The sequence below is a fragment of the Halobacillus mangrovi genome (genome assembly GCF_002097535.1).
GTDB classification, from domain to species: Bacteria; Bacillota; Bacilli; order Bacillales; family Halobacillaceae; genus Halobacillus; species Halobacillus mangrovi_A.
Genome location: NZ_CP020772.1, coordinates 869153 through 895362, shown reverse-complemented (window position 1 = coordinate 895362; position 26210 = coordinate 869153). Strand labels below are relative to the sequence as shown.

Genomic DNA, 26210 nt, shown 5'->3' with positions numbered 1-26210 from the left:
CCTGGTTTTCAGGACAGCTTTTTTTGATGATTTGTTGATTCCTTTTTAAAAAATAAGATGGGTTTGTCTATATTCAAGATTTTCAGCATTCTAGAAGACTTGATTTCAAGATGTTTGTGGGAGTTTAGGAGCGTTTAGAGAAGGTCGTTTCGATCAACTATATATCGTATGGTGGATGGGAAAACGGTGAGACTCCTGTGGGAGAAACCTGATAGGTGAGACCCCGCAAGACGAAGTCTGAGGAGACTCAGCACATGCCCACGGAAAGCGAGCCGTTTTCCCATCCACCATCATTCAAACAAAAATCTCGCAACTGTATCCCCAAAAATAGGAAGCTTGTTTTTACGTATAATCTGAGTTTAACTCTTTAACCGCTGGGACAATGGATAAATGCCTAAGCTTTGAATAACAAGCGATAGAAAAACGACACCAAAGCACAAAGCAAGCAGTGTGTCTGCGCTGCCTGATGTTTCAGCTTCAAGGCTCAAGAGGAGGACAACAGACATCGTGCCTCTGATGCCTGACCACGTGACGAGTGTGGCGGACTTCCAGCCTAGAGCATTTCTCCAAAATGGAAAGAATTGCACCATCCCAGAAATAACGATGAAACGGATGATAAGTGAGGCGACAAACAATAGAACAATCCATCCCCAAAGCCCCACAGAAAGATGGTCGGTCATCTCAATTCCCATGATTAAGAATAGGATGGATAACAAGGTTGGCTCGACCACATCCCAAAAACCGGCCAGCGACTCTCGATAATGATCTTCTTTGTTCGTATGGTTGAATTCCCATGATAGCATGATACCGGCCGCTACGGTCGATAAGACCCCTGATACGCCCAGGTGTTCAGCGATGTGAAAAATTCCATATGCGAGCACAATACTCAACATCACCTGAAATTCCTTATGGTGGGTAACGTGGACAGCTTTGCTGACTCCCCAACCAAATAAAATCCCAAGAAGTGCTCCTCCTAAGGAAACATAGAGAAACTCGCCAATGAATGGCAGAAATTCAAAAGAATGCTCTTGTGTATAGACACCGAGCAAAACGGTGAATAATACGACACTTGTCCCATCATTGATCATCGATTCTCCATCGACCACATCTGCTACTTTTTCGTCGTCAGAGGCGGACTTCAATATCGATACGACTGAAACTGGATCAGTGGGCGTAAGTATGGATGCGATTAATAAGGCCCCTATAAGGGTTAGAGAAAGCACAGAACCTAATACAACAAAAGCAAAGAACCCTAGCAGCACAGCTGTTAATACAAGCCCAACCGTACTCAACGCAGCAATGATTCCCGCATGTGCCCTAAGCGCATCGGGTGAAAATCGGTATGCTGAAACAAACAATAAAGCAGGCAGGAATATGTCATAAAGCACTTCTTTCGTCACTTCTATCGTTTGAAAATAGGGAATGAAAGAAAGGCCGATCCCGAGCAGGAACAGAACGGTCGGAACAGGGATATTCTTTTGTTTTTTATCTAGCGTAAAGACGGTGAAGCCGATGAAAAGTAAGAGAATCACCTGAGAGATCGTCATTTCATCCAGTCCTTTCATAAAGAAAAAACACATCAATTTAAGCTGATGTGTTTTCTGTGCGACTTTGTTGTATTCTTTTTACCCAATATACAGTGGCGCGAATCATTATATAGACGGAGCAAAAGGCTAGAAAACCGAGAATACTGATTGCAGCATCTGCAAATTCCATATTCCCTCTTCCTGTAATCTTTTGCTGAATTTCAACGGCGAAAACGAATACGAGCATTAAAGTAAATGAAAATAGAAACGAGATAGCTGTAATGCTCAATTTTGCTAAGTAGTGAAATAAAATATCTACGAAAAATAATCCAATGAGTCCAAGAATGCCAATTACCCAAAAATGGAGGTCCTTATCTGTAAGGTTCCATCCCATCAGGCTTGTTACATCAATCAGCACATCATGCCAAACATTCACGAGTTCAGCTAATAACAAAATCACTTCTTTCATAAGACTCTCAATCTTCTCCTTTTCAAGTGCCTAATCCTTCCATTTAGGTAACTCTACCATATTTTTTTATGATTTAATAGTCTTTTCTTGAAGCCTTATGAGGACTAGATGGAAAGGTATTCTCCCCTCTGGCACTCTTTATAAAGTAAAAGGCTCTCTTGTGTAAGAGAACCTTTACTGATAACTTTCTTGATAAACTTTTTCTCCTTGCGGGTGAATTCTATAATAGAGCGGATAGGCTCTCGTATAGCAAAGCTGGATCACGGGGCCAAGGAAAAGCATTGGAGCTAACGTTCCTAGTCCAACAGGTCCACCTATGGCAAGGGCTAGAGAAGTCATGATTACCGCTACAAGCGTTTGACCTGCCTGGATACTCAAGTTAAAACGGTGACTGACGGCAAGGAATAACTGGTCAACCGGAGCACGCGGGAATTGAGGAAGAATATAGATCGCTACTCCCAGACCAATCACGGCTACCCCTGTCAATAACGTTAAAACTTGAACGAGATAAGGAGCGGTAGATAGATCAACATTCCCAAAAACAATTTCCAGCCAAAAGTCCAAAATTAAACTTTCCAATACGACGGGAACGACAGCTCTCACTTCAGGAAGCTGTTTCATCAGTTTTGCGTTGATGAAGATAATAAGCAACTGGAACGCTCCGTACCAAAAACCGACCGTGTACCCGAGATGATCGGACACTCCGATGAAAAATGAAGTCCAAAACCCGGCTCCTAGGGTGGCATTGATCAGCAGGGCAACTCCGAAAAAGTTGATGAACATGCCAATCAGGTAAACCAATGAGCGATAAAGCATGACGAACTCCTCCCTTCTCCATAAAAAATGTGGTCACGACAGAGCCTCTGGCTCAAAATTCGTGACCACATTTTATTAGCGATTATTTTTTGCGTCAATCCATAAAACTCACTTGAAATATAATTTTTACATTTTGGCTAAAACCGTTGCCATTACTGGGGTTTGGTCTCTTATTTTTCCAGTATCATTTGAAGATCGTGGAGCCTTTCAGCATTTCTGGTTTGGCTCCTAAAATAAGCAAAAATAATTTAGGATAACCTACATTTTTGTGCTTTCTCAGCCGCTCCTGTACGACTTGAATATCCTCATGATCTTTAAGTTTTGCGACTTCCCTTTGATAAAGGGAGAGAATAGATTCCTTTACGTACTCGGGGTAATAGGGTTTGAGATCTTCATTCATTACTAGTGAGCCCATATAACCGTATTTAATTTGAAGCTGGCGTGTCAGACTGACGACATGAAGCAGCTGCTCGAATACGGCTGGATGTGTTCGCTTCAGGTTCTCAAAATCTTCTTTCGCAGACTCTAACTCACCCAAGCTGGCTAATGTTTTCAACATAATTCTCTTCCTCCTTTTCCCATGGCTTTTCGAGACCAATGATCTTTGTCAGCTCGCGGCTGTGTTCTCTTCTGATGTGTCTTGTCTTCGCGCGCTCTTCCCCTGATTGATAAAGGAATTTCTCCTCTTCTGTTTCAGGTACTACATCTGGTACTTGGATTGGTTTTTTGTTTTCATCAAGAGCAACAAAGGTTAGAAAAGCTGTTGCTGCCATCCGGCGCTCTCCAGTAATCATGTCCTCTGCGATCACTTTGCAGAAGATTTCCATCGATTTTTTGCCTGTATAGGAAACAAAGGATTCTACACATACGGAATCAGTCTGGTGAATCGGATGCAAGAAATCGATCGAATCCGTCGAGGCTGTCACACATTCTTTTACGCGTGCGTGACGCCTTGCGGATAACGTTGCATTATTGTCTAATTTTTTCATAAGGACTCCGCCGAATAAGGTGTTGTAATTATTCAGATCATTAATCATTACTTGATCAGTATTGATGACTAAACTATCTTTAGGGCTTTTCGCTTTCATACGTCCTCTTCCTTTCTGTATCTATTCATCGCTAAGCGCTTATTCGTAGTGACATGTCTCTACAAAAAGGGATGATACATTCAGTCTAAGGACCTTTATTAGAAAAGTGAAATAGTGATTTCTCATGTGTTTCATAGACATTATCTATGTAAATGGTTACATAGATGCATGGCGGGCATAGTTTGGAATAAATAACCACCTCAGGTCATCCAGAAACTGGATGACCTGAGGTGGTTATTATTCCCATTTATATTATTCAGCTGGGCTTTTGTGGGTCTGCGGTCAACCGGGTTTGTGTATAGGTGAGCCATTCTTTTGTGGCATAGGAGAGGTATCGCTCCTTAGGCCAGATGATGGCAAGCTCCCACTCTACGGATGGATTGGTGACTTTGACCGCCTTAACATCTTCTTTGAGGAGTTTGGAAACGCTAGTTGGCAGAATGGAAATGCCGAGGTTCGAAGCGATCATTTTTCCAATAAAGTCCCATTGGGAACTCTTAGAAATGACTTTAGGAAGAAATCCAGCTTCTTTACATGCGCCCGTAATCCTGTCATTAAGTACGAAATCTTTGTTAAACATAATGAAGGATTCTTCCTTTAACTCCTCTAGTTTTATTTCCTCTCTTTCGTAAAGAGTGTGAGAAGGCGGCAAGACGACTTTAAGCTCCTCTCGTAATAAGAAAAAGTAATCGAAGTCTTCTTTTGTGGGCAGAACGGTAATCCCGACATCAAGCTCATCAGCAAGGATATTCTCTTCAATTTTTTTCGCTCCGTTCTCGATGAGCTGGAAAGTAATGTTCGGATACTGGTTGTGAAAGCCCCCTAGGATATGAAAGAACTGTTCTGCATCCATAATTGGAGGAAGACCGATTCGTATATGACCTTTCTGCAAACCAAGAAGGTCATCCAGCTGAGTCTGGAGGTTGTTGAACGCTTTATTGATAACTTGAGCTTGAGCTAGGATGACGCGCCCTGCATCCGTTAACGTGATTTGTTTACGTGACCTTTCAAATAGTTCTACGCCAAGATCTGATTCTAGATTCTTGATCATTTTACTGATGGTTGGTTGACTTATGTATAAGTGTTCTGCCGCTCTCGTAAAACTGTTGAACCGAGATACTTCGATGAAATATTGTAAATGCCTGATATCCAAGCTTCCTCACTCTGCCTCTCTCCATGAATTCTATCCCCATCATAGAAAACCTGCACACAGCAAAGCAAGAGATAAAGTTGGGATATTCTGTCACCTCAGGTCATCCATGTTTTTCCATTGCATAATGGACTCCTTTGTTTGCTCCTTGCTAAGCTGCGTCAATAGCTATAAAATTCATACATAAGACTTTTTTGTCAGAAATTTTAACTTTAAGGAGAACTCATTATGGCACGGTCCGTCACTTTCAAGGCGAAACGCTTCTTTGATCGGCTTTCCCCTTTCCAGATCATCGTATTGTTCTATGTGTCAGCGGCGCTCATTTCAACATTGTTGATTAATATGCCTTTTTTGCATAGAAAAGGGGTTCACTTGAGTTTCATTGATAGCTTATTCACGGCTGTAAGTGCAATTAGTGTAACCGGACTGACGGTTACATCAACAGCAGAAACCTTTAATACAGCTGGTTATTTTGTCTTGATGTTCATTCTCCAGTTCGGCGGAATTGGTGTAATGACCCTCGGTACCTTTATTTGGCTTTTGCTTGGGCAAAGAATCGGCCTTAAACGAAGGCAACTGATTAAAACAGACCAGAACCGCTCGACCTTTGCCGGTATGGTTAAGCTGATCCGGCAGATCTTACTTATCATCGTCATCATCGAAATCATTGGTGCCATTATTTTAGGTATTTATTTTACGCAGTATTTCCCTAGTGTCAGTGAAGCGTTCATTCAAGGAGCATTCGCTTCTGTCAGTGCTACGACGAATGCAGGGTTTGATATCACAGGCTCATCGCTCGTCATGTTTGAGACCGATTATTTTGTCCAGTTCATTAATATCTTGTTATTGACGCTCGGGGCTATTGGTTTCCCTGTTTTAATTGAAGTCAAAGATTATTTAACCAAAAAACAGGAAGATTTCTTTACATTTTCACTGTTTACAAAGTTGACCTCGATCACGTTTGCTGCCTTAGTTGTGATCGGCACGATTCTTATTTACTTATTCGACCGGACTCACTTTTTTAGTGATAAATCGTGGCATGAATCCTTCTTCTATGCATTTTTCCAGTCGGTAACCACTCGTAATGGGGGATTAGCTACGATGGACGTTGCGGAGTTCACGTCTCCTACGCTGCTTGTCATCTGTATACTCATGTTTATCGGTGCTTCCCCGAGCAGTGTTGGAGGAGGGATCCGGACGACGACGTTTGCGATTATGCTCTTGAGTATTCTGGCTTATGCCAGAGGGAAGAGTCATGTCCGAGTCTTCCGGAGAGAAATTCATGAAGATGATATTTTCCGCTCGTATATCGTCATTACGACAGCAATGATGCTCACCGGCGGAGCCATTATTTTATTGAATGTTTTCGAGCCGCAGTTTACACTTTTACAGATTATATTTGAAGCTTGCTCCGCGTTCGGGACGACAGGGCTCTCGATGGGGATCACCTCTGACCTTCATACAGCAGGAAAAATCATCATCATTTTCTTAATGTTTGTCGGGCGAATCGGTATTTTCTCCTTCCTCTTTATCTTAAGAGGCCGGGTAATCACCGACAATTACCGCTACCCGCGTGAACAAATGATCATCGGATAAAAAATGTAAAAAACCCCCACCTCAGGTCATCCAGATTTTGGAACGACCCGAGTGGGGGTTTTTAAGTGTCTTTTCTTGTAAGCGATTTCATTTATATGAGTTTTAACTAATGACTCTGTGTAATATTTTAATCCAGCCAAAGAACGAACACCATAAAGGAATACTCAATATCAGGGACCATCTCAAACCTGTTAAGAAATCATTTTCTTTAAACATTTTGATGACCTCCGCTTCCTTGAATATCTTAATAGTTATAGAATACCCATATTATAAGAATTTTATAACCTATGAATCTGAACTAGATATTTTTTCCTTCTGATCACAGTTGAAACAGACTAACGATTGATCTTCCTCAATCACTCCATCAAGAAAGCCATCCCTGCAATAAATCCCACGGCCGCACCGGCTGCAGGTTCCTACCCATTCTACCATTCTGATTCACTCCCGTTAACAAACTGAAGCAGACAGGGGTTCCATATCTAGTACCTCTATCATGACATAAAAAAATCCTGACGTATGTAAGTCATCGTCAGGATTTTTTCTTTCTTATTTTCAATTAATCAAAAAGGAGAGTGGGTATTTCTAGAACGAAAACTCAGTTTTTTTAACAAAATTTCGAATTTCAGGAAACTATATGCGAATCTACTCTTTCATTTCTAGTTCTTACCACCTATTATCATTGATACATGAACCTCATCATCACGTGAGCAGCCAATCTACTCGTAATATCTCTCACGTCCTTAGAAGGATCCACTTCGACAATATCCATAGCTTTGACTAGGGTGTGTCTGGAGGCCGTAGCTACACTTGAAAGCAATTCACGACTCGTCATGCCTCCTGGTCCCACCGCTGGACACCCTGGCGCAAATGCTTGATCCACCACATCCATATCGACGGAAAGATAGATTATATCGACTTTGTCTTTCAATCTTTCTATCTCTTTTGCCACCACAGCGTCCAGCCCTTGCCGCTCCACATCCCCCATTGTATAAAAGCGGACGCCTTGCTCTTTGGCGTAATCAGAATAGGCCTTTGCGTTTGAGAAATCTCGTATACCAATTTGTACAAGGTCCTCTCCTTTTAACACGCCAGCCTCAATCAAACTACGAAAGGGTGTACCATTCGTACGTCCCCCATCGTCCAAATTTCGCAAATCGTGGTGGGCATCCCACTGTATCACGCCAACCCTTCCATATTTCTTTTGAAAAGCAGAAATAGATGGGAAGCTGATGCCATGGTCGCCTCCTAGTACGATATACCGGCTGCAAGCTTCTGTATCGATCATATCGGTTACGCTTTGTTTCAGCCGATGCAGCGTTTCCTCAAGATCTGTAGGATGTGTTTGTACGTCCCCATAATCCAGCCAGACTACTTCAGAGAAATCACGATCACGGCTGCCGTCATACGTACTGAACGCTCCAAGTGCCTTCCGAATTGTTTTGGGTGCTTCTGATGCCATCGAAAAGGAAATCGATGATTTAGAAAAGGGCAATCCAACTACACCAATATCGCCTTTTCTCCCTTTTTCATAAAAAAGTCTCGATTCATCCGCTTTTGTTGTGTAGCGGTCTTTAAATTTAGGACTGGCTCTCGGATTGAGGTACTGAAAAGACATGACACTCCCCCCGTTCCCAAATCTTTTCGCCGCGCTTCCACACTGTCTTCACATGGTTGGTGCCAAAATGGTACGGGATGTATTTATAATTCGGTGCCTCCCATAGGACTAGATCGGCAGCAGCCCCCACCTCTACCTGGCCTGCCAAATCCTCTCTACCTATCGCAAACGAAGCATTAGCGGTTACCGCATTCCAAATTTCTTCCGGCGTCATTTTCAGCTTTAACGCAGCTAACGACATGATCATTTGCAGGTTTTCAGTCACACAGCTGCCCGGATTGAAATCGGTAGCGAGCGCTACCGCTGCTCCGGAGTCAATCATTTTTCTAGCAGGGGCATACGTATCTTTTCCAAGGTAAAATGTTGTCCCCGGTAAAAGGACAGCCACTGTTTCTGAAGAAGCTAAATCCTGAATCCCCTGCTCTGAAGCTGCAACGAGGTGGTCCGCAGACACAGATCCCATTTCAACGGCGAGCTCCGTACCTCCTAATGGATCGATTTCATCGGCATGAATTTTCGTTTGAAATCCGAGCGCTTTGGAAGCTTGCATAAAGCGTCTCGACTGCTCAATTGTAAACACTCCTGTTTCACAGAAAATATCCGTAAAGTGAGCTAAATCATTTCTGTGGACTTCTTCTAACAAAGCGATCATTTGAGTCAGGAAGCTTTCAGGATCCCGTTTGTACTCAGGCGGAATCGCATGAGGTCCAAGGTACGTAGACACAATGTCGAGCATGCTGTCTTCATTTAACCGCTTAGCGACTTTCAATTGCTTAAGCTCCGTTTCTTTATCCAAGCCATAGCCGCTTTTCGCTTCAAGAGTAGTCACGCCGTAGGATGCCATTCGTTCTAAGAAAAACTTCCCTTTTTCCAGGAGCTCCTCTTCCGTTGCTTTTCTAGTAGCCCTAACGGTTGAGAGGATTCCTCCTCCTTGTTTCAAAATCTCGAGGTAAGGAACTCCTTGTTGTTTTAAAGCAAGCTCTTCTTCACGCGATCCTCCAAAGATGAGGTGAGTATGGGGATCGACGAGTCCAGGGGAAACGACATTGCCCTTTGCATCGATGATTTCATTGGCTTCTACTCTTTCTGTGGCGCTTCCTATCCATGCCACTTTCCCGTCTTCCAACGCTACTGCCGCGTTTTCTTTTACATTTAATTTCTTCATTGCTTCCCCTTTGAGAGGTCCTTTCTCAGGAAGAATGAGCTGACTGATATTTGTGATTAATGTATCGTACATGATTGGCCGTACCTCCTTCTATGGCAGATGATTATTTTTTCATCTTAAATGAATTATGATTGATCAAAAATTCCAATGTGATGCTTTTTCGCCATCTCTTCTGCTTTTTCATAACCAGCGTCAGCATGCCTTAAAATTCCCATACCAGGATCTGTCGTCAATACGCGTTCTAATCGTTCTTTTGCCAGGTCCGTACCGTCGGCGACAGCGACCATACCTGCATGAAGTGAGTAACCCATACCAACACCGCCGCCATGGTGGAAGGAAATCCACGAACCACCAGCTGCTGTGTTGATGAGCGCATTCAATACCGCCCAGTCTCCCACAGCGTCACTGCCATCTTTCATCGCTTCTGTTTCTCTATTTGGGGAAGCGACCGATCCGCAGTCCAGGTGGTCTCTTCCAATGACAATAGGCGCTTTTAATTCACCGGTTTTGACCAGTTCATTGATGGCGAGACCCATTTTTGCACGCTCACCATAACCGAGCCAGCATATTCTTGAAGGAAGTCCCTGGAACTGGACTTTTTCCTGTGCCATATCGATCCACCTGATCAGCTTGTCATTATCCGGAAAAAGTTCTTTAATCAGCCGATCCGTACGGTAGATATCCTCTGGATCTCCAGATAAAGCCGCCCAGCGGAACGGTCCCTTCCCTTCACAAAATAACGGGCGGATGTAGGCAGGGACAAACCCCGGGAAAGCGAACGCATCTTTCACCCCTTCATCAAAGGCCACCTGGCGAATGTTATTGCCGTAGTCAAAGACAATAGAGCCTTTCTTTTGAAAAGCAAGCATCGCTTTTACGTGTTTCGCCATAGATTTTGAGGCTAACTGCACATATCGTTCCGTATCTTTTTGGCGGAGTTCTGCGGCTTCAGCTAGTGAAAACCCTTCTGGAATGTAACCATTTAAAGGGTCGTGAGCGGATGTCTGATCCGTAACTATATCAATCTCTACGCCTTTATCCAGCAATTGATGATGGATTTCAGCGGCATTTCCTAAGAGAGCAATGGAAAGCGGCTTGCCCTGCTGTTTCGCTTCCTCTGCCATTAGCAGGGCTTCGTCAATGGAGTTAGCTTTCTGGTCGCAATATCCTGAAGCTAAACGTTTTTGAATCCGATCAGCGTCTATCTCCACTGCGATGACAACTCCATTGTTCATCGTGATTGCTAAAGGCTGTGCTCCTCCCATGCCTCCAAGGCCTGCCGTCAGAGTGATCGTTCCTTTTAACGTACCACCAAAATGTTTCTCTGCAAGCGATGCAAACGTCTCGTAGGTCCCTTGTAAAATTCCTTGAGAGCCGATGTAGATCCAGCTTCCTGCTGTCATTTGGCCATACATCATCAATCCTTTCCGGTCGAGCTCGTGAAAGTGCTCCCAGTTAGCCCATTTTGGAACGAGTACTGAATTGGACAGTAGCACTCTAGGAGCTGCTTCATGTGTTCGAAATACTCCAACAGGCTTTCCTGATTGGACCAGCATCGTTTCATCTTTTTTCAGCTGCTTTAATGTTGTGACGATAGCCTCGAAAGACTCCCAGTTTCGTGCCGCTTTCCCTATTCCTCCATAAACGACCAGTTCCTCGGGTTTTTCAGCGACTTCCGGATCAAGGTTGTTGCATAACATTCGTAAGACAGCTTCCTGCTCCCAACCGAGACATTCAAGATCCGTACCTCGTTTCGCGCTTATACTACGTGTTTTCGACATAATGCCTTCCCCCTTCTGAATACGATTGCCACGCATTCCATTCAAACTGATCCCCTTTCAGCCATTTCGTCAGTTTATCAATATCGTTTGAAAAGACGCGATCTTCTACTATAGAAGGCACGATGGTCCTCGCTGCTTCCCACAAACTCTTCGTTACAGGAGCTGCTTTTTCTATCCCTCGATACTCTAAGGCCTGCATGGCGCAAATGAGTTCAATCGCTACGACTTTGTACGCATTTTCAATGATCATTGAGGCATGCCTGGCACCGATTGTCCCCATGCTTACATGATCTTCTTGATTGGCTGAGGAAGGAATCGAATCTACACTTGCCGGATGGGCAAGGGTTTTATTTTCCGACACAAGCGAAGCTGCGACATATTGCATAATCATAGCTCCAGACTGCACACCAGGATCGACACTGAGAAAAGGCGGCAGGTCGTTCAACTGCGGATTGACCAACCGTTCGACTCTACGCTCTGATATGTTTGCCAGCTCACTCATACCGATTTTTAAAAAGTCCATCGCTAAAGCAATTGGCTGTCCGTGGAAGTTACCTCCGGAAACGACAAGACTCCCTTCATTTAAAATAAGAGGATTATCCGTTGCCGCATTCATTTCAATTTCCAGTTTGTCTTTGACATACGAGAGCGTTTGCCACGTGGCCCCGTGAACTTGAGGAATGCAGCGGAGCGAGTAAGCGTCTTGCACACGCTTTTCCCCCTGGTAGGTGAGGAGGCGGCTGCCTGCTGTAATCTCCCGGATTCTTCTTGCCACTTCCATTTGTTCTTTGTAACCTCTTGCTTCGTGGATCGCAGGGTGAAAGGCGTCAATGATTCCTTCCAGTGCTTCCAGCGTCATCGAACCAGCCCAGTCGCAAGCTAAAGCCAGCTGTTCCGCTTCGATATAATTTATGACCCCCACAGCTGTCATCGCCTGCGTGCCATTAATAAGAGCTAACCCTTCCTTCGCTTTCAATTGAATCGGCTTGAGCCCCAGTTTTTCGTAAATATAAACAGTCTTATGAACCTCACCTTTATAAAAAACTTCTCCTTCCCCCATAAGCACGAGCGCTAAATGGGATAAAGGTGCTAAATCCCCGGAAGCACCAAGGGATCCCTGAGATGGAATTCTCGGATGTATGTGCAAGTTCACGAGTTCGCATAAACGGACGACGATCTCTTCTCTTACTCCAGACACACCTTTCAGCAAAGCATTCAACCGAAGCACCGTCATCGCTCGGCTGACTACTTCTGGAAAAGGCTCCCCGACTCCACACGCATGAGAGCGGATCAAATGGAGCTGTAATGTATCGACTTCCTGATCGGGAATTCTTACATCGCTCAACTTGCCGAAGCCTGTGTTAATGCCGTAAACCGTATCTCCATTTTTAACAATAGCCTCGACAGAACGACGACTAGCACGGACGTTCTGCAGGCTTTCTTCAGAAATTTTGACAGCTTCATGCTGAAAGCAAATCTCTTTCATCTGCTCGATTGATAAATGATTTCCGTCTAAAACAATCATATCCTCTCCCCCTTTCTTTTTATGTTCTTAAGACATTTGACTAAAAAAAGAGACGACAATGGCATAGAAATACCATTGTCGCCTCCTCATAACTTATGACTATAGGCTACTTACTTATTTATATATGATTAATACCAAGTCCAAATGTCTCGTGTTCCAAACCTTTAACCGGGGCTCCAATTGTTCCGTAAAAAGCGACAGCAATCCAGTCGCCTTCCTCTTTACGGTCATAAGGCTCTCCCCGGACAATAGCAAAGCGAAGTCCAACCGTACGCATCATATTACCGACGCCAAGCTGACCGCGCATAACCCCCTCAAGGGACTCTAAAATGGCGTGATACAAGGCGTGTGTTTCCCTGTACACATCTTGCGAAATGATTCCGTTTCGTTTCGCTGCGGTCTCTACTGCCGCAATGACCTTCTGAATATCCATGGAACCCGCTTTTCCCTGACAATACTGAACTTCTTCAAGTGAAGCAGCAAAAGGCTCAAGCTCATCAGGGGTGAGCGAAGCTACAAGCATAGCCAGTTTGCCGATTTGAATTTTCTGCGTCATCTCATTCACCACATTCGTCTCATAACTAATAACTACTTAAATTGTAACCGCTTTCTTAAATTTCTGTCAATATTAGCTTCTGGAATAAACACCCCCCTCAGGTCATCCAGAATCTGGATGACCTGAGGGGGTTAATAGTAAATATCCTCATCTACTACAGGATTTGATCGATGATGCCATAGTCTTTTGCTTCTTCGGCACTCATGAAGTAATCCCGTTCCATATCTTCACGTACTTTTTCTGGTGACTGGCCTGTGTGATCGGCAATAATTTGATTGACCTGGTCTTTCAGCTTCAATATCCGACGGGCGGAAATTTCAATATCTGTCGCCTGTCCTTTAGCTCCGCCAAGCGGCTGGTGAATCATTACTTCACTATTTGGAAGGGCATAACGCTTGCCTTTTTCCCCTGCCAGTAACAATATCGCTCCAAAGGAGGCGGCCATCCCAGTACAAATGGTCCGGACATCAGGCTTGATGTGCTTCATCGTGTCAAAGATGGCAAACCCTGCTGACGTAGAGCCGCCCGGACTATTAATATAAAGGGAAATATCTTTATCTGGATCATCAGCTGATAAAAACAATAGCTGAGCAACGACTGTATTCGCTACATGATCATTAATTTCATCCCCTAGTATGACAATACGATCTTTTAACAACCGGGAATAAATATCATAGGAACGTTCACCGTTTCTTACTTGTTCAATGACATACGGAATCGTAGCCATCGTTTTATCCTCCTAAATCCTAAGCAGCTGCGCACATAGGAGAGAAGCTTTGTTTTTTGGAAAGGATTCGAGTAGAAGTGAATCCTTTGAGCAATAGAGCTATCTCTAACAACCGGGAAGGATCATTCGTTATCAAAGCGTTTCTGAATAGTGGATAAAGTACTTCATAATCCTCCTCATCCATCGGCTGAATCGATCGTATTCCTTTGTAGTGAAGTCTGCGTTTTGCTCTTTGCAGTGTACCTTTCACAGCTTCTTCACTCATGCCGAGATAATCAGCCAATTCATGAGACTTGTAAAGGAAGACTTCCTTCAGGAAAAAGGTGACTGCCTGTTTTGCTGTGAGCTGAGTCAGTAATTGATCGAGCGCTTCTTCATTAAGACGTACATCTATGTTCGGTTTCATTTCGTTAACAGATTCACTGAGTTCTTCCTTTTCTCGTTTACGCATTTGATCAATCCACGTGTGATAAGTCACTTTTTTCAACAGTGCAAGCGACCACTCTTCCTGTGGGTACTTAAGAAGTGCCTTCGTAATGGCTTCTTGCGCCAGGTCTTCTCCATCCCACTGATTCTTTGATAAAAATAGTCCATACCGCTGTAGATTCTCCCACCAGTTTTCCGGAAGCTGATGATTGCTTTTGGTTTTTAAAACGGTTAACCGGTTCATTTCTCTACTCCTTTCCAAACCTCTCACCCTTATAAACGGTTATGAAGTAAAAAAAGATAGGGGTTATTTAAAAAATTTCCACGCTGTTAATAACCCGAGGATCCATAATGGAATTGAAATCAGTGTCCCCCACAAGCATCCTTTATAAAAATTCGGCTCAGACATGTGACACTCCTTCCATATCTTATTATTCATTACTATACCCTGATATCCCCTCCCTACCTCAGAAAAAAGCTGCTGAGGAATTTCCCCAGCAGCTTTTAGTTTATTTTTGTATAAACATTTGTGTCCAGTAGTGGCCGTAACCTCCACCTTCCACGTGACCAATCCCGATATGTGTCAAATCAGGATCTAAGATATTCATTTTATGTCCTGGACTATCCATCCACGCATTGACTACTCCCTCTGGAGTCTGCATGCCTGCTGCGATATTTTCAGCGGCACTCTCATAAGTGATTCCAAATTCGCCCATCATATCAAACGGTGAGCCGTACGTCGGCGATTCGTGTGCAAAATACCCTTTATTAATCATGTCTCGAGATTTCTCGTCAGCGACCTTCGATAATTCTGTATCGATTGTCAGCGGTTCCAAACCTCTGCTTGTTCTTTCTTCGTTCGTCAGTACAACTACTTGTTTCTCAAATGCCGTTATCTCTTGATTACCAGAATCAGAGGTTTGCTCTTCTTGTTTGATAAACGATTGGTCCATCGCTGCTGCTACCATTACTGCATATTCAGCTCGATCAATACTGTGGTTTGGCCTAAAGGTTCCGTCTGGATACCCGTTGATGATTTGCTGAGACGATAAATCAAGAACGGATCCTTGCGCCCACTTTATGGATGCCACATCGCTGAACTCCACCGCACCGCCTGCTCTTTCTACATCGTAGGCGTTATCAATGATTACAGCCGCTTCAGCTCTTGTAATCGATTCAGAAGGCTTGAATGTTCCATTCGGATACCCACTAATCAGGCCTTTTTCATTCGCTAAAGCAATAGCATTCGCGTAAAAATTGTCTCCTGATACATCACTGAAAGCTGGTGCCTGGTTTGCTTGTTCGTTTGGATACAGAGCATTGACAAGCATTAACGCTGCCTGAGCGCGAGTAATGTTATCCTCGGGTCCAAACCGCCCGTCCCCATATCCCTGAACAATGCCTTGATCATGTAAGTATTCAATTTCCTCGACTGCCCAAGGAACTTGATCGACGTCCTGGAAGGTGCTTGATGCGCTTGCCGTTCCAGTAAAAACAGAAAGCATGAGAGCTAAAGAAAAAATCGTCGACCCTATGAATTTCAATGATTATTCCTCCTCTTTTGTAAATAGTTTCTATAATACTAGTTTTATATATTCTATTCGAGGAAGTCAATTCCCTCTTGAGGGTGTTCATCAAATCTACTAATCTTTTTAAAATGTTTATAAAATTCTGTAATTATTTTGTAAATAAATCTACTATTTTAGTGCTTTGAATCGATTTCATAGATTATAATAGAAATGTTGGAAAAAACTAAACCACATCAAGGAGGAATTTTTCGTGCACATGTTTAAGAAAAGTGTGTTGGCTTTATTTGTCATGCTTTTGGCCGTCACTGGCTTTAGTACATCTACGAATTTTGTACAAGCCGCTGAAAACACAAAAATCACGATCCTACATACCAATGATTCTCATGGTCGTGTATTTGAAGGTGCCTATGACGGTATGGGATTCTCGAAACTAGCTACTTTGGCAGAGGATATTCAAGCGGAAAACCCGAACACCCTGCTTTTAGACGCAGGTGATACCTTCCACGGAACTCCTTTCGCTACACTTGAAGAAGGTTCTAGTATCGTTGATATTATGAATCAGCTGGAATATGACGGAATGGCTGCCGGAAATCATGACTTTAACTATGGCCAGGATCGTCTGCTAGAACTGAGAGATATGGCTAACTTCCCAGTGATCAGCGCAAATATCCGCCACGAAGATACAAACAACCAATTTTTAGACACCCATTTCGTTAAAGAGGTTGACGGCGTTAAGATCGGTGTCTTTGGTCTAACTACTCCAGAAACTACCTACAAAACGAACCCTAACAACATTACAGGTCTAGAATTCACAGACATCGTTGATGAAGGAAAAGCCATGGTCAAAAAACTTCGCGAAGAAGAGAATGTAGACATGGTTATCGCTCTTACTCACCTGGGCACGGATGCTTCCAGCACAGAAACATCCATCAAGCTTGCTGACAACGTAGAAGGTATCGACTTAATCGTCGATGGTCACAGCCACACCGTTGATCATACAGATGACAATGGTACAAGTACGATGATTGTCAGTGCAGGGGAATATACGAAAAACCTTGGGATTGTTGACCTTGAATTTGATGGAGAGAAGAATTTGACTACCATCAATCCAACTCGTATTACAAAAGAAGAAGCTGCTGATACAAACAAAGATCCTGAAATGGAAGATGTCATCACTGATATCGAAGCTGAGCAGGATGAAATCATGTCAGAGGTCGTAGGAAGCTCAGAAGTTATCCTTAATGGAGAGCGCGGCTCTGTTCGTACCAGCGAAACGAATCTTGGAAACTTGATCACAAACGCCATGCTTGCTGAATCAGGTGCCGATCTTGCGATTACTAACGGAGGCGGAATCCGTGCTTCCATTGATAAAGGTGAAATTACATTAGGAGAAATTATCAATGTATCTCCATTCGGCAACTACCTTGTAACGAAGAAGATGACTGGACAAACGGTTAAGGATGCCCTTGAACACGGAGTAAGCGATTATCCTGCAACAAAAGGTGCTTTCCCTCACGTAGCAGGAATGACGTTCTCAATAGATCCTAGAGCTGAAAAAGGAAACCGTGTTAAAGACTTAATGATTCAAGGTCAGAAAGTTGACCTCACCAAAGAATATACCGTTGCAACGAATGACTTCCTGGCTGCTGGTGGAGACGACTACGATATGTTCCCTGACACAGAGTTAGTGAATGAGTACGATGCGCTTGAAGAGATTATGAAGAGCTATATTAAAGCGAATTCCCCAATCAATATGGGCGATGAGAACAGAGTAAATATCCACCTTCCATTTAACGATGTAAGCCGTGATAACTGGGGATATGACCACATTGAACGCCTTTACGGACATGGCATCGTGAACGGTATGACTGAAGACATGTTTGGACCTAAGAAAACGCTGACTCGCTTACAATTCGCTGCGATGCTTGTCCGCGGTCTAGGATTAGAAGCGACAGAAGAAGCTCCATTCTCAGATTTGAAATATGTAAGAGAAGATATGCAAGAAGCAATCAATGCTGCATATGAACACGGATTAATTAAAGGACATGAAGATAATACGTTCCGTCCAAATATGGAGGTAGACCGCGACGAAATGGCATTGATGATCAAACGTGCTTATGAAAAACAAACTGGTACTACTGTCGGCGGTACAAACGACTTACCATTCACAGATCTCGACAATGTTGACCGCGAAGCGCTTGATGCGATTCAGGATGTCTACTCCCTTGGATTCATGCAAGGTCACAATGAGACCACTTTTGAACCATTTGGTGAGGCTACACGTCAACAGAGTGCTAAAGTGATCGATTTGTTCTTGCAAGAAGTGAAATAATTTAGAACAAAAAGAGGCTTTCCCAATAAGGGAGAGCCTCTACTTGTTGGCTTTGATAATGAGTGCATTTTTGGTCCTTTGATCTCTTTTTAATCCATAACAGTTATTTGTTGATTTAAAGATGTTTGAGTGGGAAAGGTACATTGGGGAACAACTCGCTTTCCGTGGGCGTGCGCTGAGCCTCCTCGAGCTATCGCTCTCCGGGGTCTCACCTAACCCGCATATCCCACAGGAGTCTCGCTGTCCCCTAATGTACCTTGCCATATTTGCCATTCGAAATATTCTTCATAAGGGTTAACTCTTTATAGGTGTGCACCTTCTCCGTGGAAAGCGAGGGATTTTCAGGAACACCTTACCTGTTACTAGATAACGAATGATCACAAAAATGGAAAGTACTTGATTCAATTCTTGATCATGGTAGACTTATAGTGAAAAATGAAACTCTAATAAGTTGAGAATTATCACTAGATTTTTTTACATTCCAGAAATGAACCATTATTATACGAGTAATTACTCTTAGTTGGCTAGTAATTAATATTCGTTATTTTTGAGAAATAAGAAACCCCTGCTTAGCAGGGGTTTTTCAGTCTTTCTTATTTGAAAATCAAGACTTTACCAACTGTTCCATCTTCACTTGCACCAGTAACACGGAATTTCAGACCGTACTCTGGTACGTTACGTCCAGCGTCAACTAGACCTTCATTCAAGTAGTTCTCGCTATCATCGAAAAGTGGTGTACGCTTCGTATTGTTATCTTCTAATGTAACACCTAGCAAGCTAGTATAGTCTAGGAACATTTTTTCTGTTTTCTCTAAGCTGAAAGCGGCATCATGTACTTGATAGCGGGTAGAAGCGACAGAACCATCACTCCACTCGTTGATTTTCTGATCCGCATCTACGACTCCTAGATATCCTTCTCCAGGGTGGAATCCTGTCCAGTTCTCACTGTACTTGTTATCCACATACCAGACAACAAGACCGTCATCGAATGTCATTAAGCTGTCACCACGGCGGATGTTTGCAAGACCTTCATCGACACCGTTGTGGCTTCTCCATTCAAGCAAGTAGTAGTGTTCAGATACCTTGATTCCGTTATCTTTTGTAAATCCATTAAGATCAAATTTCAGCTCGCCTTCTACATCATCAAATAGTACTTCTTCACCGTCAGCCACTACAGATAGATCGTCTGCATATAGACCAGGGTTAGATACTGCACCGTCTGTTACATATTCAATCGCTACTTCTACTTCTTGACCTGCATAAGCAGAAAGATCAAAGGAAGCATCGATCCAGCCATTGGATGAACCAGTAATTCCATTACCTAAGTTAGCATCATAAGGATTTTCATTCGTTGTAATGTCACTAGCAACCGGTTCACCGTTTACTGTTACATAAGCGTAATCCCAATCTTTTTCAATGTCATACCAAGTTTTGAAGTTAAACTCGGCAGATGTAGCATTCGTCAAATCAACCATGGCAGACATTTTGTTATCTAAGTCATCTGCGCTTCCAGAGAAGTATTCCCACTCACCGCTTGCCGGCTTATTGATCACTGTCTCTTTTTTCGGAAGGTTAACTTTCACCACATCGTTGTTTGTCCCTTTTGTTACTGCCTCATCTAATAGTACTTCTTTGCCTTCTTCATTAATATCATTAACACTGATTTCTTTACCAGATAACCAGTTTCCTTGTTTATCTTCTGGTTTTTCCCCTTCATCGGTAACTACAGCTGAAGCTTGAAGCATTTCTTTTGCATAAGGACTGAATCCTGTAGGCATTGTTCCTGGAATGTCTCCTGCCCAGCTTCCGCTTGACATGATAGACCAGTAGCTTACCGGCTCACCAGCTCCAGAGTACTGTGTATCATACTCGTCTGGAAGACCAAGGTCGTGGCCGAATTCGTGAGCCATAACTCCAACGGCTCCGTCTTCTGGCTCAATTGTGTAGTCATAGGCGTACATGTTTCCTGTTCCCCAGTAATCGATTTCAGGTGTTGGAGAATTGGCAATTGGGAATACGCCACCAAGATTCCAGCGGTGTGACCAGATAGCGTCAGATCCTAAAGAACCACCACCTGCTTCTTCACCGACACCAGAGTGGATAACCATCAAGTGGTCAACAAGACCGTCTGCTTCAAGGTAATTGCCATCGCCATCTAAATCATAGCGATCCCACTGGTCATATTTTGAAAGGTCTACATTTTTATCATTAGCTGCAGCTTCCAAAGCTTCTTTAACTAATCCACGAGCATTGACGTCATTTCCATCCGGCTGCGGGTCATTAGCACCGTATGCTGCAGCTGGTTTGCTGGCCTTGTACCATCCAGCAACTTCTCCCTCTACGGAGTAGCTGCCTCCAGACTGCTGCTCATAATATTGTTTCATAGATACATAGTTCTTACCGTCTGGACCAGTCCAACCGCCTTCCCCAAACAACATGTCCTGATAGTGATCACGTGAGTAGGCATCTTCACCTTCATAGTACATGTCTGTCTCATCAGTCGTCATAGAATTGTGAGGCTTGTCAGGATAATCGATTAGAAGGACTAGTACTTTATCCGTACGCATTTCACCGTCATAAGCTTCTTCTTCTACTCCTTTAGGTGTACCCGCTTGTCCTAATTTATTCCCTTTACCATTTTTCAAGCTGTCATTTTCCATAGCTTCTTGAAGCTTAGCCTTATTCTCTTTCTCTTCATCCGCTAATTCACCTTTTTCTTTCTTAGCGGCTTCAGACTTCGCCTTTAGGAATTTATTCAACCCTTTTTCAGCTTCTGCTGGAGTTGCATCCTCAGCAATCTTCCCATCCTTCTTCAACATTTCAATCAATCGTTCATCATTGGCAATTGCCAGATCAAATGGTGACCCCGTTTCAGAATGAGCATGAGACTTATGTAAGTCTTTATATGATTCTAAAGACTTCTCCACGGCACTTGTGCTCATAGGCCCGACTGTCAGTGCGAGCGCCAGAGCAGAGGTTAATATTTTACCGGTTTTTTTCAAAGACTTTCTCCCCTTTACTTAATTTTGTAAATAACTATGCTGCAAGTACTAATTTATCAAAATTTACAGAATAATCAATCCGAAATTTGTAATTTTCTAAAAAATAAAGCATATAGACTAAAGGGGAATTTAAAGCGTTAAAGTGTGAGTTAGTTCTTTCGGTTCACGAAATAAATGTAAAAACTTACTGATATTCACCTGTGAAAAAATAACCAGTTTATTGTAATAGAGGGATTTTAGACCTAATTTAAAAAAGGGAGAGTTTTCATTAGAAAGAAAAAAGACCTAAGACAAGTGAGTCTTAGGTCTTTTGGAGGTATTGGGTATTTATGCCCACCACATTTCAGTGGCTGGTTCCTCAATCAAAACCGATTTAAGGTTTTTTACTGCTTGGTTGAATCCTTCATTAATCGACATGATCGGATCTTCATGTTCAATGCTGACTACATGATCATAGCCATAAGTCCGAAGCGCACTAATGATATTCGACCATTCTTTTGTTCCATGCCCATACCCCACAGAACGGAAGCTCCACGCGCGGGTTTTCACATTGCCATAGGGCTGCATATCCGTAAGACCATACATATTGACGTTTTCTTGATCAATGTACGTGTCTTTGGCATGGAAATGGTGAATGGCATCCGCATTTCCAAGAATTTTAATCGCAGCAACGGGATCGATGCCTTGCCACCACAGGTGACTCGGATCCAGGTTTGCACCGACCGCTTCATTTGTTGCTTCACGAAGCTTCAACATCGTGTAAGGAGTATGAACAAGGAAGCCTGCATGTAGTTCCAAGCCGACTTTAACCCCATGAGCTTGAGCGAATTCCCCTTGCTCTTTCCAATAAGGGATCAGCTTTTCATTCCATTGCCAGTCGAGGGTTTCTGAGTACTCTGGAGGCCATGGGGTGACAGGCCAGTTAGGGGCTTTGTCCCCTTCGAATCCACCAGGTGTTCCAGAGAATGTGTTAACGACAGGTACATCCATCAGACTGGCTAATTTTACGGTTTTCACAAAAGCATCATGGGATTCTTTTGCGAAATCTTCGTCAGGGGAAATCGGATTTCCGTGGCAGCTGAATGCGCTGATTGTAAGACCGCGTGAATGGACTTTGTCTAAGTATTCCTTACGCAAGTCCTCGCTTTCAAGCAATTCATCGACGTTACAATGAGCATTTCCAGGATAGCCGCCAGTACCAATTTCTACAGCTTTCAAACCAGCTTCTTTCACATGATCCAGCATTTCTTCAAACGATTTATCAGAAAATAGTACGGTAAATACACCAAGTTTCATTCCAGGTTCCTCCATTCTATTTTGTAAATGTCACACTCTTCCCTGTCTCACTGCTCTTATAAATGGCTTCAATTAATTGAGTGACTTTCATGGCCTGTTCAGGCTTCACGATCAATTCATCCTGCCCTAAGCAGCTATCGACAAAGTTTTTTGCTTGTACAAGACCAGCGTCAGGCTCACCTTCTCTGATTTTGGCAGAGCTGTCCCAAAGAGCTCCGTATTTAGCTTGATAAAGCTCAAATGGATACACACTAAGACCACCGTCCACACCAGAGATGCTAAGAGTAGTGTGATCTTCTTTAATGTTCGCAGCCCATGAGCATTCAAACTGCATGGACAAGCCATTAGAGAAGGTGATGTAGCTTGTGACATGGTCATCGACATTGAATGTCTCATGATCAAAAGCTCCCCAATCGTTTACTTGATCTGGGGTCTTACTTAATCGATTGTACGCTTTTCCCATCACTTCTACAGGCTCAGGATCATCAAGCAGCCAAAGCGCAAGATCAAGAAGGTGGCAGCCAAAGTCGATCAAACTGCCTCCGCCCTGTAAGTCTTTGTTGGTAAACACACCCCAGCCCGGAACTTTTCGGCGGCGCATCGCTTGTACCCTTGTTACAAGAGGGTCGCCAATTTCTTCATGATCCATTGCTTTTTTAGCTAATTGAGCCTCAGGTGAATACCGGAAGTGATAAGCAATCGACAGTAAGCGATCATTTCGCTCGGCAGCATCGATCATTTCCTGGCATTCTTTTGAAGTGATCGCCATCGGCTTTTCACAAAGAACATGGCATCCTGCTTCAAGAGCAGCAACAGCAATGCTTGAATGAAATTTATTCGGTGTACAGATCGTCACTGCGTCCACCTGTTTGAATAAATCTTCATATTCGCTAAATGCATGAGGAATTTCAAACCTTTTCGCTACTTCTTGCGCACGTTCTTGGTTTACATCTTGGACCGCTGTCAATTCAACAGTGTCGCTAAGACGCTTGAAGGAGGGGATATGCCGGTCTTGAGCAATCCCCCCAACTCCAATCACACCCATTTTCAAATGTGTCATTTTGTAATGCCTTCCAAACTGCTGATTTTTCGTGTTTCCCCTGATTGAAGAGCACCTAGAATAACCTCTAGAGATTTAAGACCTTCTTCTCCATCTATTAAAGGCTGTTTGTCGTTTAAAATGCAGTCTACAAAATGGTCGATCACATGGGAATCGCTTTGCCCGCCTTCATCATTAGACTGAATTTTTCCAAGTTCGTAGTTCACAACATCACCATTTGTATACTGTGCTACAAGGGAATAAACGGGATCATCTTCAAGACGCAATGTTCCTTTTTCACCATAGATAACAGTGGAATTATCTTCTGCCGGGTTATACGCCCAGCTCGCTGCCATTGTTCCGACAGTGCCGTTAGCTGTACGAAGAATACAAACAGCATTATCATCCACTGTAATGTTTTCTTTTGCGTTGTTTTCAACAAAACCAGCAACGTCTACAAACTCTTGACCAAGAATATAACGGAGTAAATCTGCTTTATGTACACCAAGGTCTCCCATGGCACCAATAAAAGCTTGTTCTTTCTTGAAGAACCAGCTATTTTCTCCATCTGCACTCCAGCCTTCAGGGCCGCCGTGGCCAAACGCTGTGCGGAAACTGTACACTTTTCCGATCGCTCCAGTCTCGATCAATTCCTTCGCTTTTACATGGGAAGGGACAAAGCGCTGGTTATGAGCAATCATCAGTTTTTTACCATTCTTCTCAGCTGCTTGAATCATTTGTTCAGCTTCTTCTCTAGAGGTAGCCATCGGTTTTTCGCACAACACGTGGCAGCCTGCATTCAGGGCGGCAATAGAAACTGGTGCATGCAAATAGTTCGGAAGGCAGACGCTTACCGCGTCAACATTTTCTGCTTGGAGAAGTTCTTCGTAATCGGTGTAAGCTTTTGCAGCATATAACTGGGCAATGGCTTCTACACGTTCTTCTACAATGTCACATACGGCTGTAATTTCCACTTCTTCGTTTGATTTATACTCTAAAAGGTGTCGGTGTTGAGCGATGCTTCCGCAGCCAATAACAGCAATTTTCAATTTTGTCATCCTGGAACAACTCCTTATTATTTAGTAGTAATCGTTTCTAATGGCTTCGCATTACCGTAAACAGGGGTAGGTGTTTGAGTATTCTTTACCCATTTCACACCATTGCGGATAACTGTTTGCACTTCTTTGTTGTAATAAGTCGGGTAGGTTTCATGGCCAGGACGGAAGTAAAAGATTTTTCCTTTTCCTCTGCGGAAAGTAGCTCCACTTCTGAATACTTCTCCACCCTCAAACCAGCTGACAAAAACCAACTCTTCCGGTGTAGGGATATCAAAGTGTTCGCCATACATTTCTTCTTTTTCAATCTCGATGTATTCTCCAATTCCTTCTGTGATTGGATGACTTGGATCAACGACCCATAGACGTTCTTTCTCATCAGCTTCACGCCATTTCAAGTCACAAGTCGTTCCCATCAATTTCTTAAAGACTTTTGAAAAATGAGCAGAGTGAAGCACTACAAGTCCCATTCCCTCAAGGACCCGCTGTTTCACTTTTTCCGCTACTTCTTCCTTTACCTCATCATGAGCCATATGGCCCCACCAAACGAGGACATCTGTTTCAGCCAAGACTTCGTCTGTAAGCCCGTGCTCTTCTTCATCAAGAGTGGCTGTTTTCACATTCTCATGATCCTCACTTAGAAAGTTCGCGATTGCCCCGTGAATCCCTTCTGGATATAAATCTCGTACGACTTGATTTTCTTGTTCATGACGATTCTCGTTCCAAACCAATACGTTCATTTTCATTCTCCTCCACCTGTATTTTCATCAATGGTACATGTGTATCGGTCTTTTTGAAATCGATTTCAAAAAGACTTAAAAAAATATCTTCTTGCTGAAATTCCATTGCTCGGATTTGTTTACCTAAACATGAATGCGTTTACACAAAAGTCTATAAATCTATAAGTTATGTAAATACTAACATCCTTCTATAGCAAGTACAATAATAAATTCTGACAAATTTTTTCATGAGTTTAAAAGACCCTCAGGCTCCTAAACATGAAGGCCTCGTCCCTTACATAAGATGAGAAGGAAGAGGTGAGTGGATTGAAGAATAAAACAAATATAAATTGGGAAGCTTTCTCTGAAAATGTGGAAAAAGTTCTAGGTGAGGACTTTTGGAATGAAATGCAGCATGTTATTCCTAAGAGAGGCCCTGCTTATGATTATTTTGAAACGGAACAAGAAGGCGTGATCTTGATTGACTTACCTGGTTTTACCACAAGTGATACCGTACATCTTTCTCAACAAGGAACTCGCCTTATTGTCAAAGGAGAGCTCAAATATCCGTATCCCATACCTGAGAAAGAGTTGATTCATAGTGAACGTTTGAAAGGGAAATTTAAACGTATCATTACCGTTCCTTTTCACTTCACATCTGAAAATATTCAAACTTCTCTACAGCATGGCGTCCTAATCATCAAAATTACAAAAATGGCCGAAGAAGAAATCGTTGTGCGTATTCACGATCAATAGTGGACGTAGATTTCTTTTTCATCTCCTCCTATTTTTTTATGA

23 protein-coding genes are annotated in these 26210 nt (G+C 43.1%); 3 read left to right on the top strand and 20 right to left on the bottom strand.

The features are described from left to right. Positions 1-359: 359 nt before the first annotated feature. The 6 genes from HM131_RS04460 to cidR form a co-directional block, all read right to left on the bottom strand. Entirely contained in the window at positions 360-1565 is a 1206-nt protein-coding gene (locus tag HM131_RS04460; RefSeq protein ID WP_332308729.1) for a cation:proton antiporter, read from the bottom strand. A gap of 19 nt (positions 1566-1584) precedes the next feature. Next, positions 1585-1995 (bottom strand): hypothetical protein, encoded by a 411-nt coding sequence (locus tag HM131_RS04455; RefSeq protein WP_085028365.1) that lies wholly within the window; start codon positions 1993-1995, stop codon positions 1585-1587. 174 nt (positions 1996-2169) lie between these two features. Next, complete coding sequence (locus HM131_RS04450) at positions 2170-2811, bottom strand: YczE/YyaS/YitT family protein (RefSeq protein ID WP_085028363.1); 642 nt, start codon at positions 2809-2811, stop codon at positions 2170-2172. Between the two features lie 184 nt (positions 2812-2995). Further along, a complete protein-coding gene (locus HM131_RS04445; RefSeq protein ID WP_085028361.1) occupies positions 2996-3370 on the bottom strand; it encodes a hypothetical protein in 375 nt (124 codons plus the stop codon). Beyond that, a complete protein-coding gene (locus HM131_RS04440; RefSeq protein WP_085028359.1) occupies positions 3342-3899 on the bottom strand; it encodes an acyl-CoA thioesterase in 558 nt (185 codons plus the stop codon). The genes HM131_RS04445 and HM131_RS04440 overlap by 29 nt, the downstream gene beginning before the upstream one ends. Positions 3900-4155: 256 nt before the next feature. Continuing rightward, entirely contained in the window at positions 4156-5052 is an 897-nt protein-coding gene (gene cidR / locus HM131_RS04435; RefSeq protein WP_085028357.1) for a cidABC operon transcriptional activator CidR, read from the bottom strand. Positions 5053-5277: 225 nt separating this feature from the next. Between cidR and HM131_RS04430 the strand changes: the two genes are divergently transcribed. Next, on the top strand, positions 5278-6645 hold the full coding sequence (locus HM131_RS04430; protein WP_085028355.1) for a TrkH family potassium uptake protein: 1368 nt from the start codon (positions 5278-5280) through the stop codon (positions 6643-6645). A 285-nt stretch (positions 6646-6930) separates the two neighbouring features. On the opposite strand, the gene HM131_RS20880 is transcribed toward HM131_RS04430, so the two are convergent. The 9 genes from HM131_RS20880 to HM131_RS04390 form a co-directional block, all read right to left on the bottom strand. Then, a complete protein-coding gene (locus HM131_RS20880) occupies positions 6931-7077 on the bottom strand; it encodes a hypothetical protein (RefSeq protein WP_198162713.1) in 147 nt (48 codons plus the stop codon). Positions 7078-7321: 244 nt separating this feature from the next. Further along, a complete protein-coding gene (hutG, locus tag HM131_RS04425) occupies positions 7322-8260 on the bottom strand; it encodes a formimidoylglutamase (protein WP_085028353.1) in 939 nt (312 codons plus the stop codon). Further along, complete coding sequence (gene hutI, locus HM131_RS04420; protein WP_085028351.1) at positions 8223-9497, bottom strand: imidazolonepropionase; 1275 nt, start codon at positions 9495-9497, stop codon at positions 8223-8225. The genes hutG and hutI overlap by 38 nt, the downstream gene beginning before the upstream one ends. Positions 9498-9550: 53 nt before the next feature. Beyond that, on the bottom strand, positions 9551-11206 hold the full coding sequence (gene hutU, locus HM131_RS04415; protein WP_085028349.1) for a urocanate hydratase: 1656 nt from the start codon (positions 11204-11206) through the stop codon (positions 9551-9553). Next, entirely contained in the window at positions 11190-12731 is a 1542-nt protein-coding gene (hutH, locus tag HM131_RS04410) for a histidine ammonia-lyase (protein ID WP_085028347.1), read from the bottom strand. The genes hutU and hutH overlap by 17 nt, the downstream gene beginning before the upstream one ends. A gap of 118 nt (positions 12732-12849) precedes the next feature. Next, positions 12850-13287, bottom strand: coding sequence for a histidine utilization transcription antiterminator HutP (hutP, locus tag HM131_RS04405; RefSeq protein WP_269749115.1), 438 nt, complete (start codon positions 13285-13287; stop codon positions 12850-12852). A gap of 154 nt (positions 13288-13441) precedes the next feature. Beyond that, entirely contained in the window at positions 13442-14014 is a 573-nt protein-coding gene (clpP, locus tag HM131_RS04400; RefSeq protein ID WP_085028343.1) for an ATP-dependent Clp endopeptidase proteolytic subunit ClpP, read from the bottom strand. Positions 14015-14033: 19 nt separating this feature from the next. Further along, a complete protein-coding gene (locus HM131_RS04395; RefSeq protein WP_085028341.1) occupies positions 14034-14684 on the bottom strand; it encodes a sigma factor-like helix-turn-helix DNA-binding protein in 651 nt (216 codons plus the stop codon). A gap of 265 nt (positions 14685-14949) precedes the next feature. Next, positions 14950-15984, bottom strand: coding sequence for an S-layer homology domain-containing protein (locus HM131_RS04390; protein ID WP_085028339.1), 1035 nt, complete (start codon positions 15982-15984; stop codon positions 14950-14952). Positions 15985-16225: 241 nt separating this feature from the next. On the opposite strand from HM131_RS04390, the gene HM131_RS04385 reads away from it, so the two are divergent. Beyond that, positions 16226-18301 (top strand): 5'-nucleotidase C-terminal domain-containing protein, encoded by a 2076-nt coding sequence (locus HM131_RS04385; protein ID WP_232324928.1) that lies wholly within the window; start codon positions 16226-16228, stop codon positions 18299-18301. A 593-nt stretch (positions 18302-18894) separates the two neighbouring features. On the opposite strand, the gene HM131_RS04380 is transcribed toward HM131_RS04385, so the two are convergent. From HM131_RS04380 to HM131_RS04360, 5 genes are all read right to left on the bottom strand, one after another. Further along, positions 18895-21243 (bottom strand): immune inhibitor A domain-containing protein, encoded by a 2349-nt coding sequence (locus HM131_RS04380; RefSeq protein ID WP_157130889.1) that lies wholly within the window; start codon positions 21241-21243, stop codon positions 18895-18897. A 387-nt stretch (positions 21244-21630) separates the two neighbouring features. Continuing rightward, positions 21631-22599 (bottom strand): sugar phosphate isomerase/epimerase family protein, encoded by a 969-nt coding sequence (locus tag HM131_RS04375; protein WP_085028333.1) that lies wholly within the window; start codon positions 22597-22599, stop codon positions 21631-21633. Between the two features lie 16 nt (positions 22600-22615). Continuing rightward, complete coding sequence (locus HM131_RS04370) at positions 22616-23659, bottom strand: Gfo/Idh/MocA family protein (protein WP_085028331.1); 1044 nt, start codon at positions 23657-23659, stop codon at positions 22616-22618. Continuing rightward, positions 23656-24696: a Gfo/Idh/MocA family protein gene (locus HM131_RS04365; protein WP_085028329.1), complete on the bottom strand. Its 1041-nt coding sequence runs from the start codon at positions 24694-24696 to the stop codon at positions 23656-23658. Before HM131_RS04365 ends, HM131_RS04370 begins: the two co-directional genes overlap by 4 nt. Positions 24697-24713: 17 nt before the next feature. After that, positions 24714-25433 (bottom strand): ThuA domain-containing protein, encoded by a 720-nt coding sequence (locus HM131_RS04360; RefSeq protein ID WP_085031790.1) that lies wholly within the window; start codon positions 25431-25433, stop codon positions 24714-24716. Positions 25434-25739: 306 nt separating this feature from the next. Between HM131_RS04360 and HM131_RS04355 the strand changes: the two genes are divergently transcribed. Beyond that, positions 25740-26168 carry an Hsp20/alpha crystallin family protein gene (locus tag HM131_RS04355; protein WP_085028327.1) on the top strand — a complete coding sequence of 143 codons (429 nt, stop codon included), beginning with the start codon at positions 25740-25742 and terminating at the stop codon, positions 26166-26168. The last annotated feature ends 42 nt before the right edge of the window (positions 26169-26210 follow it).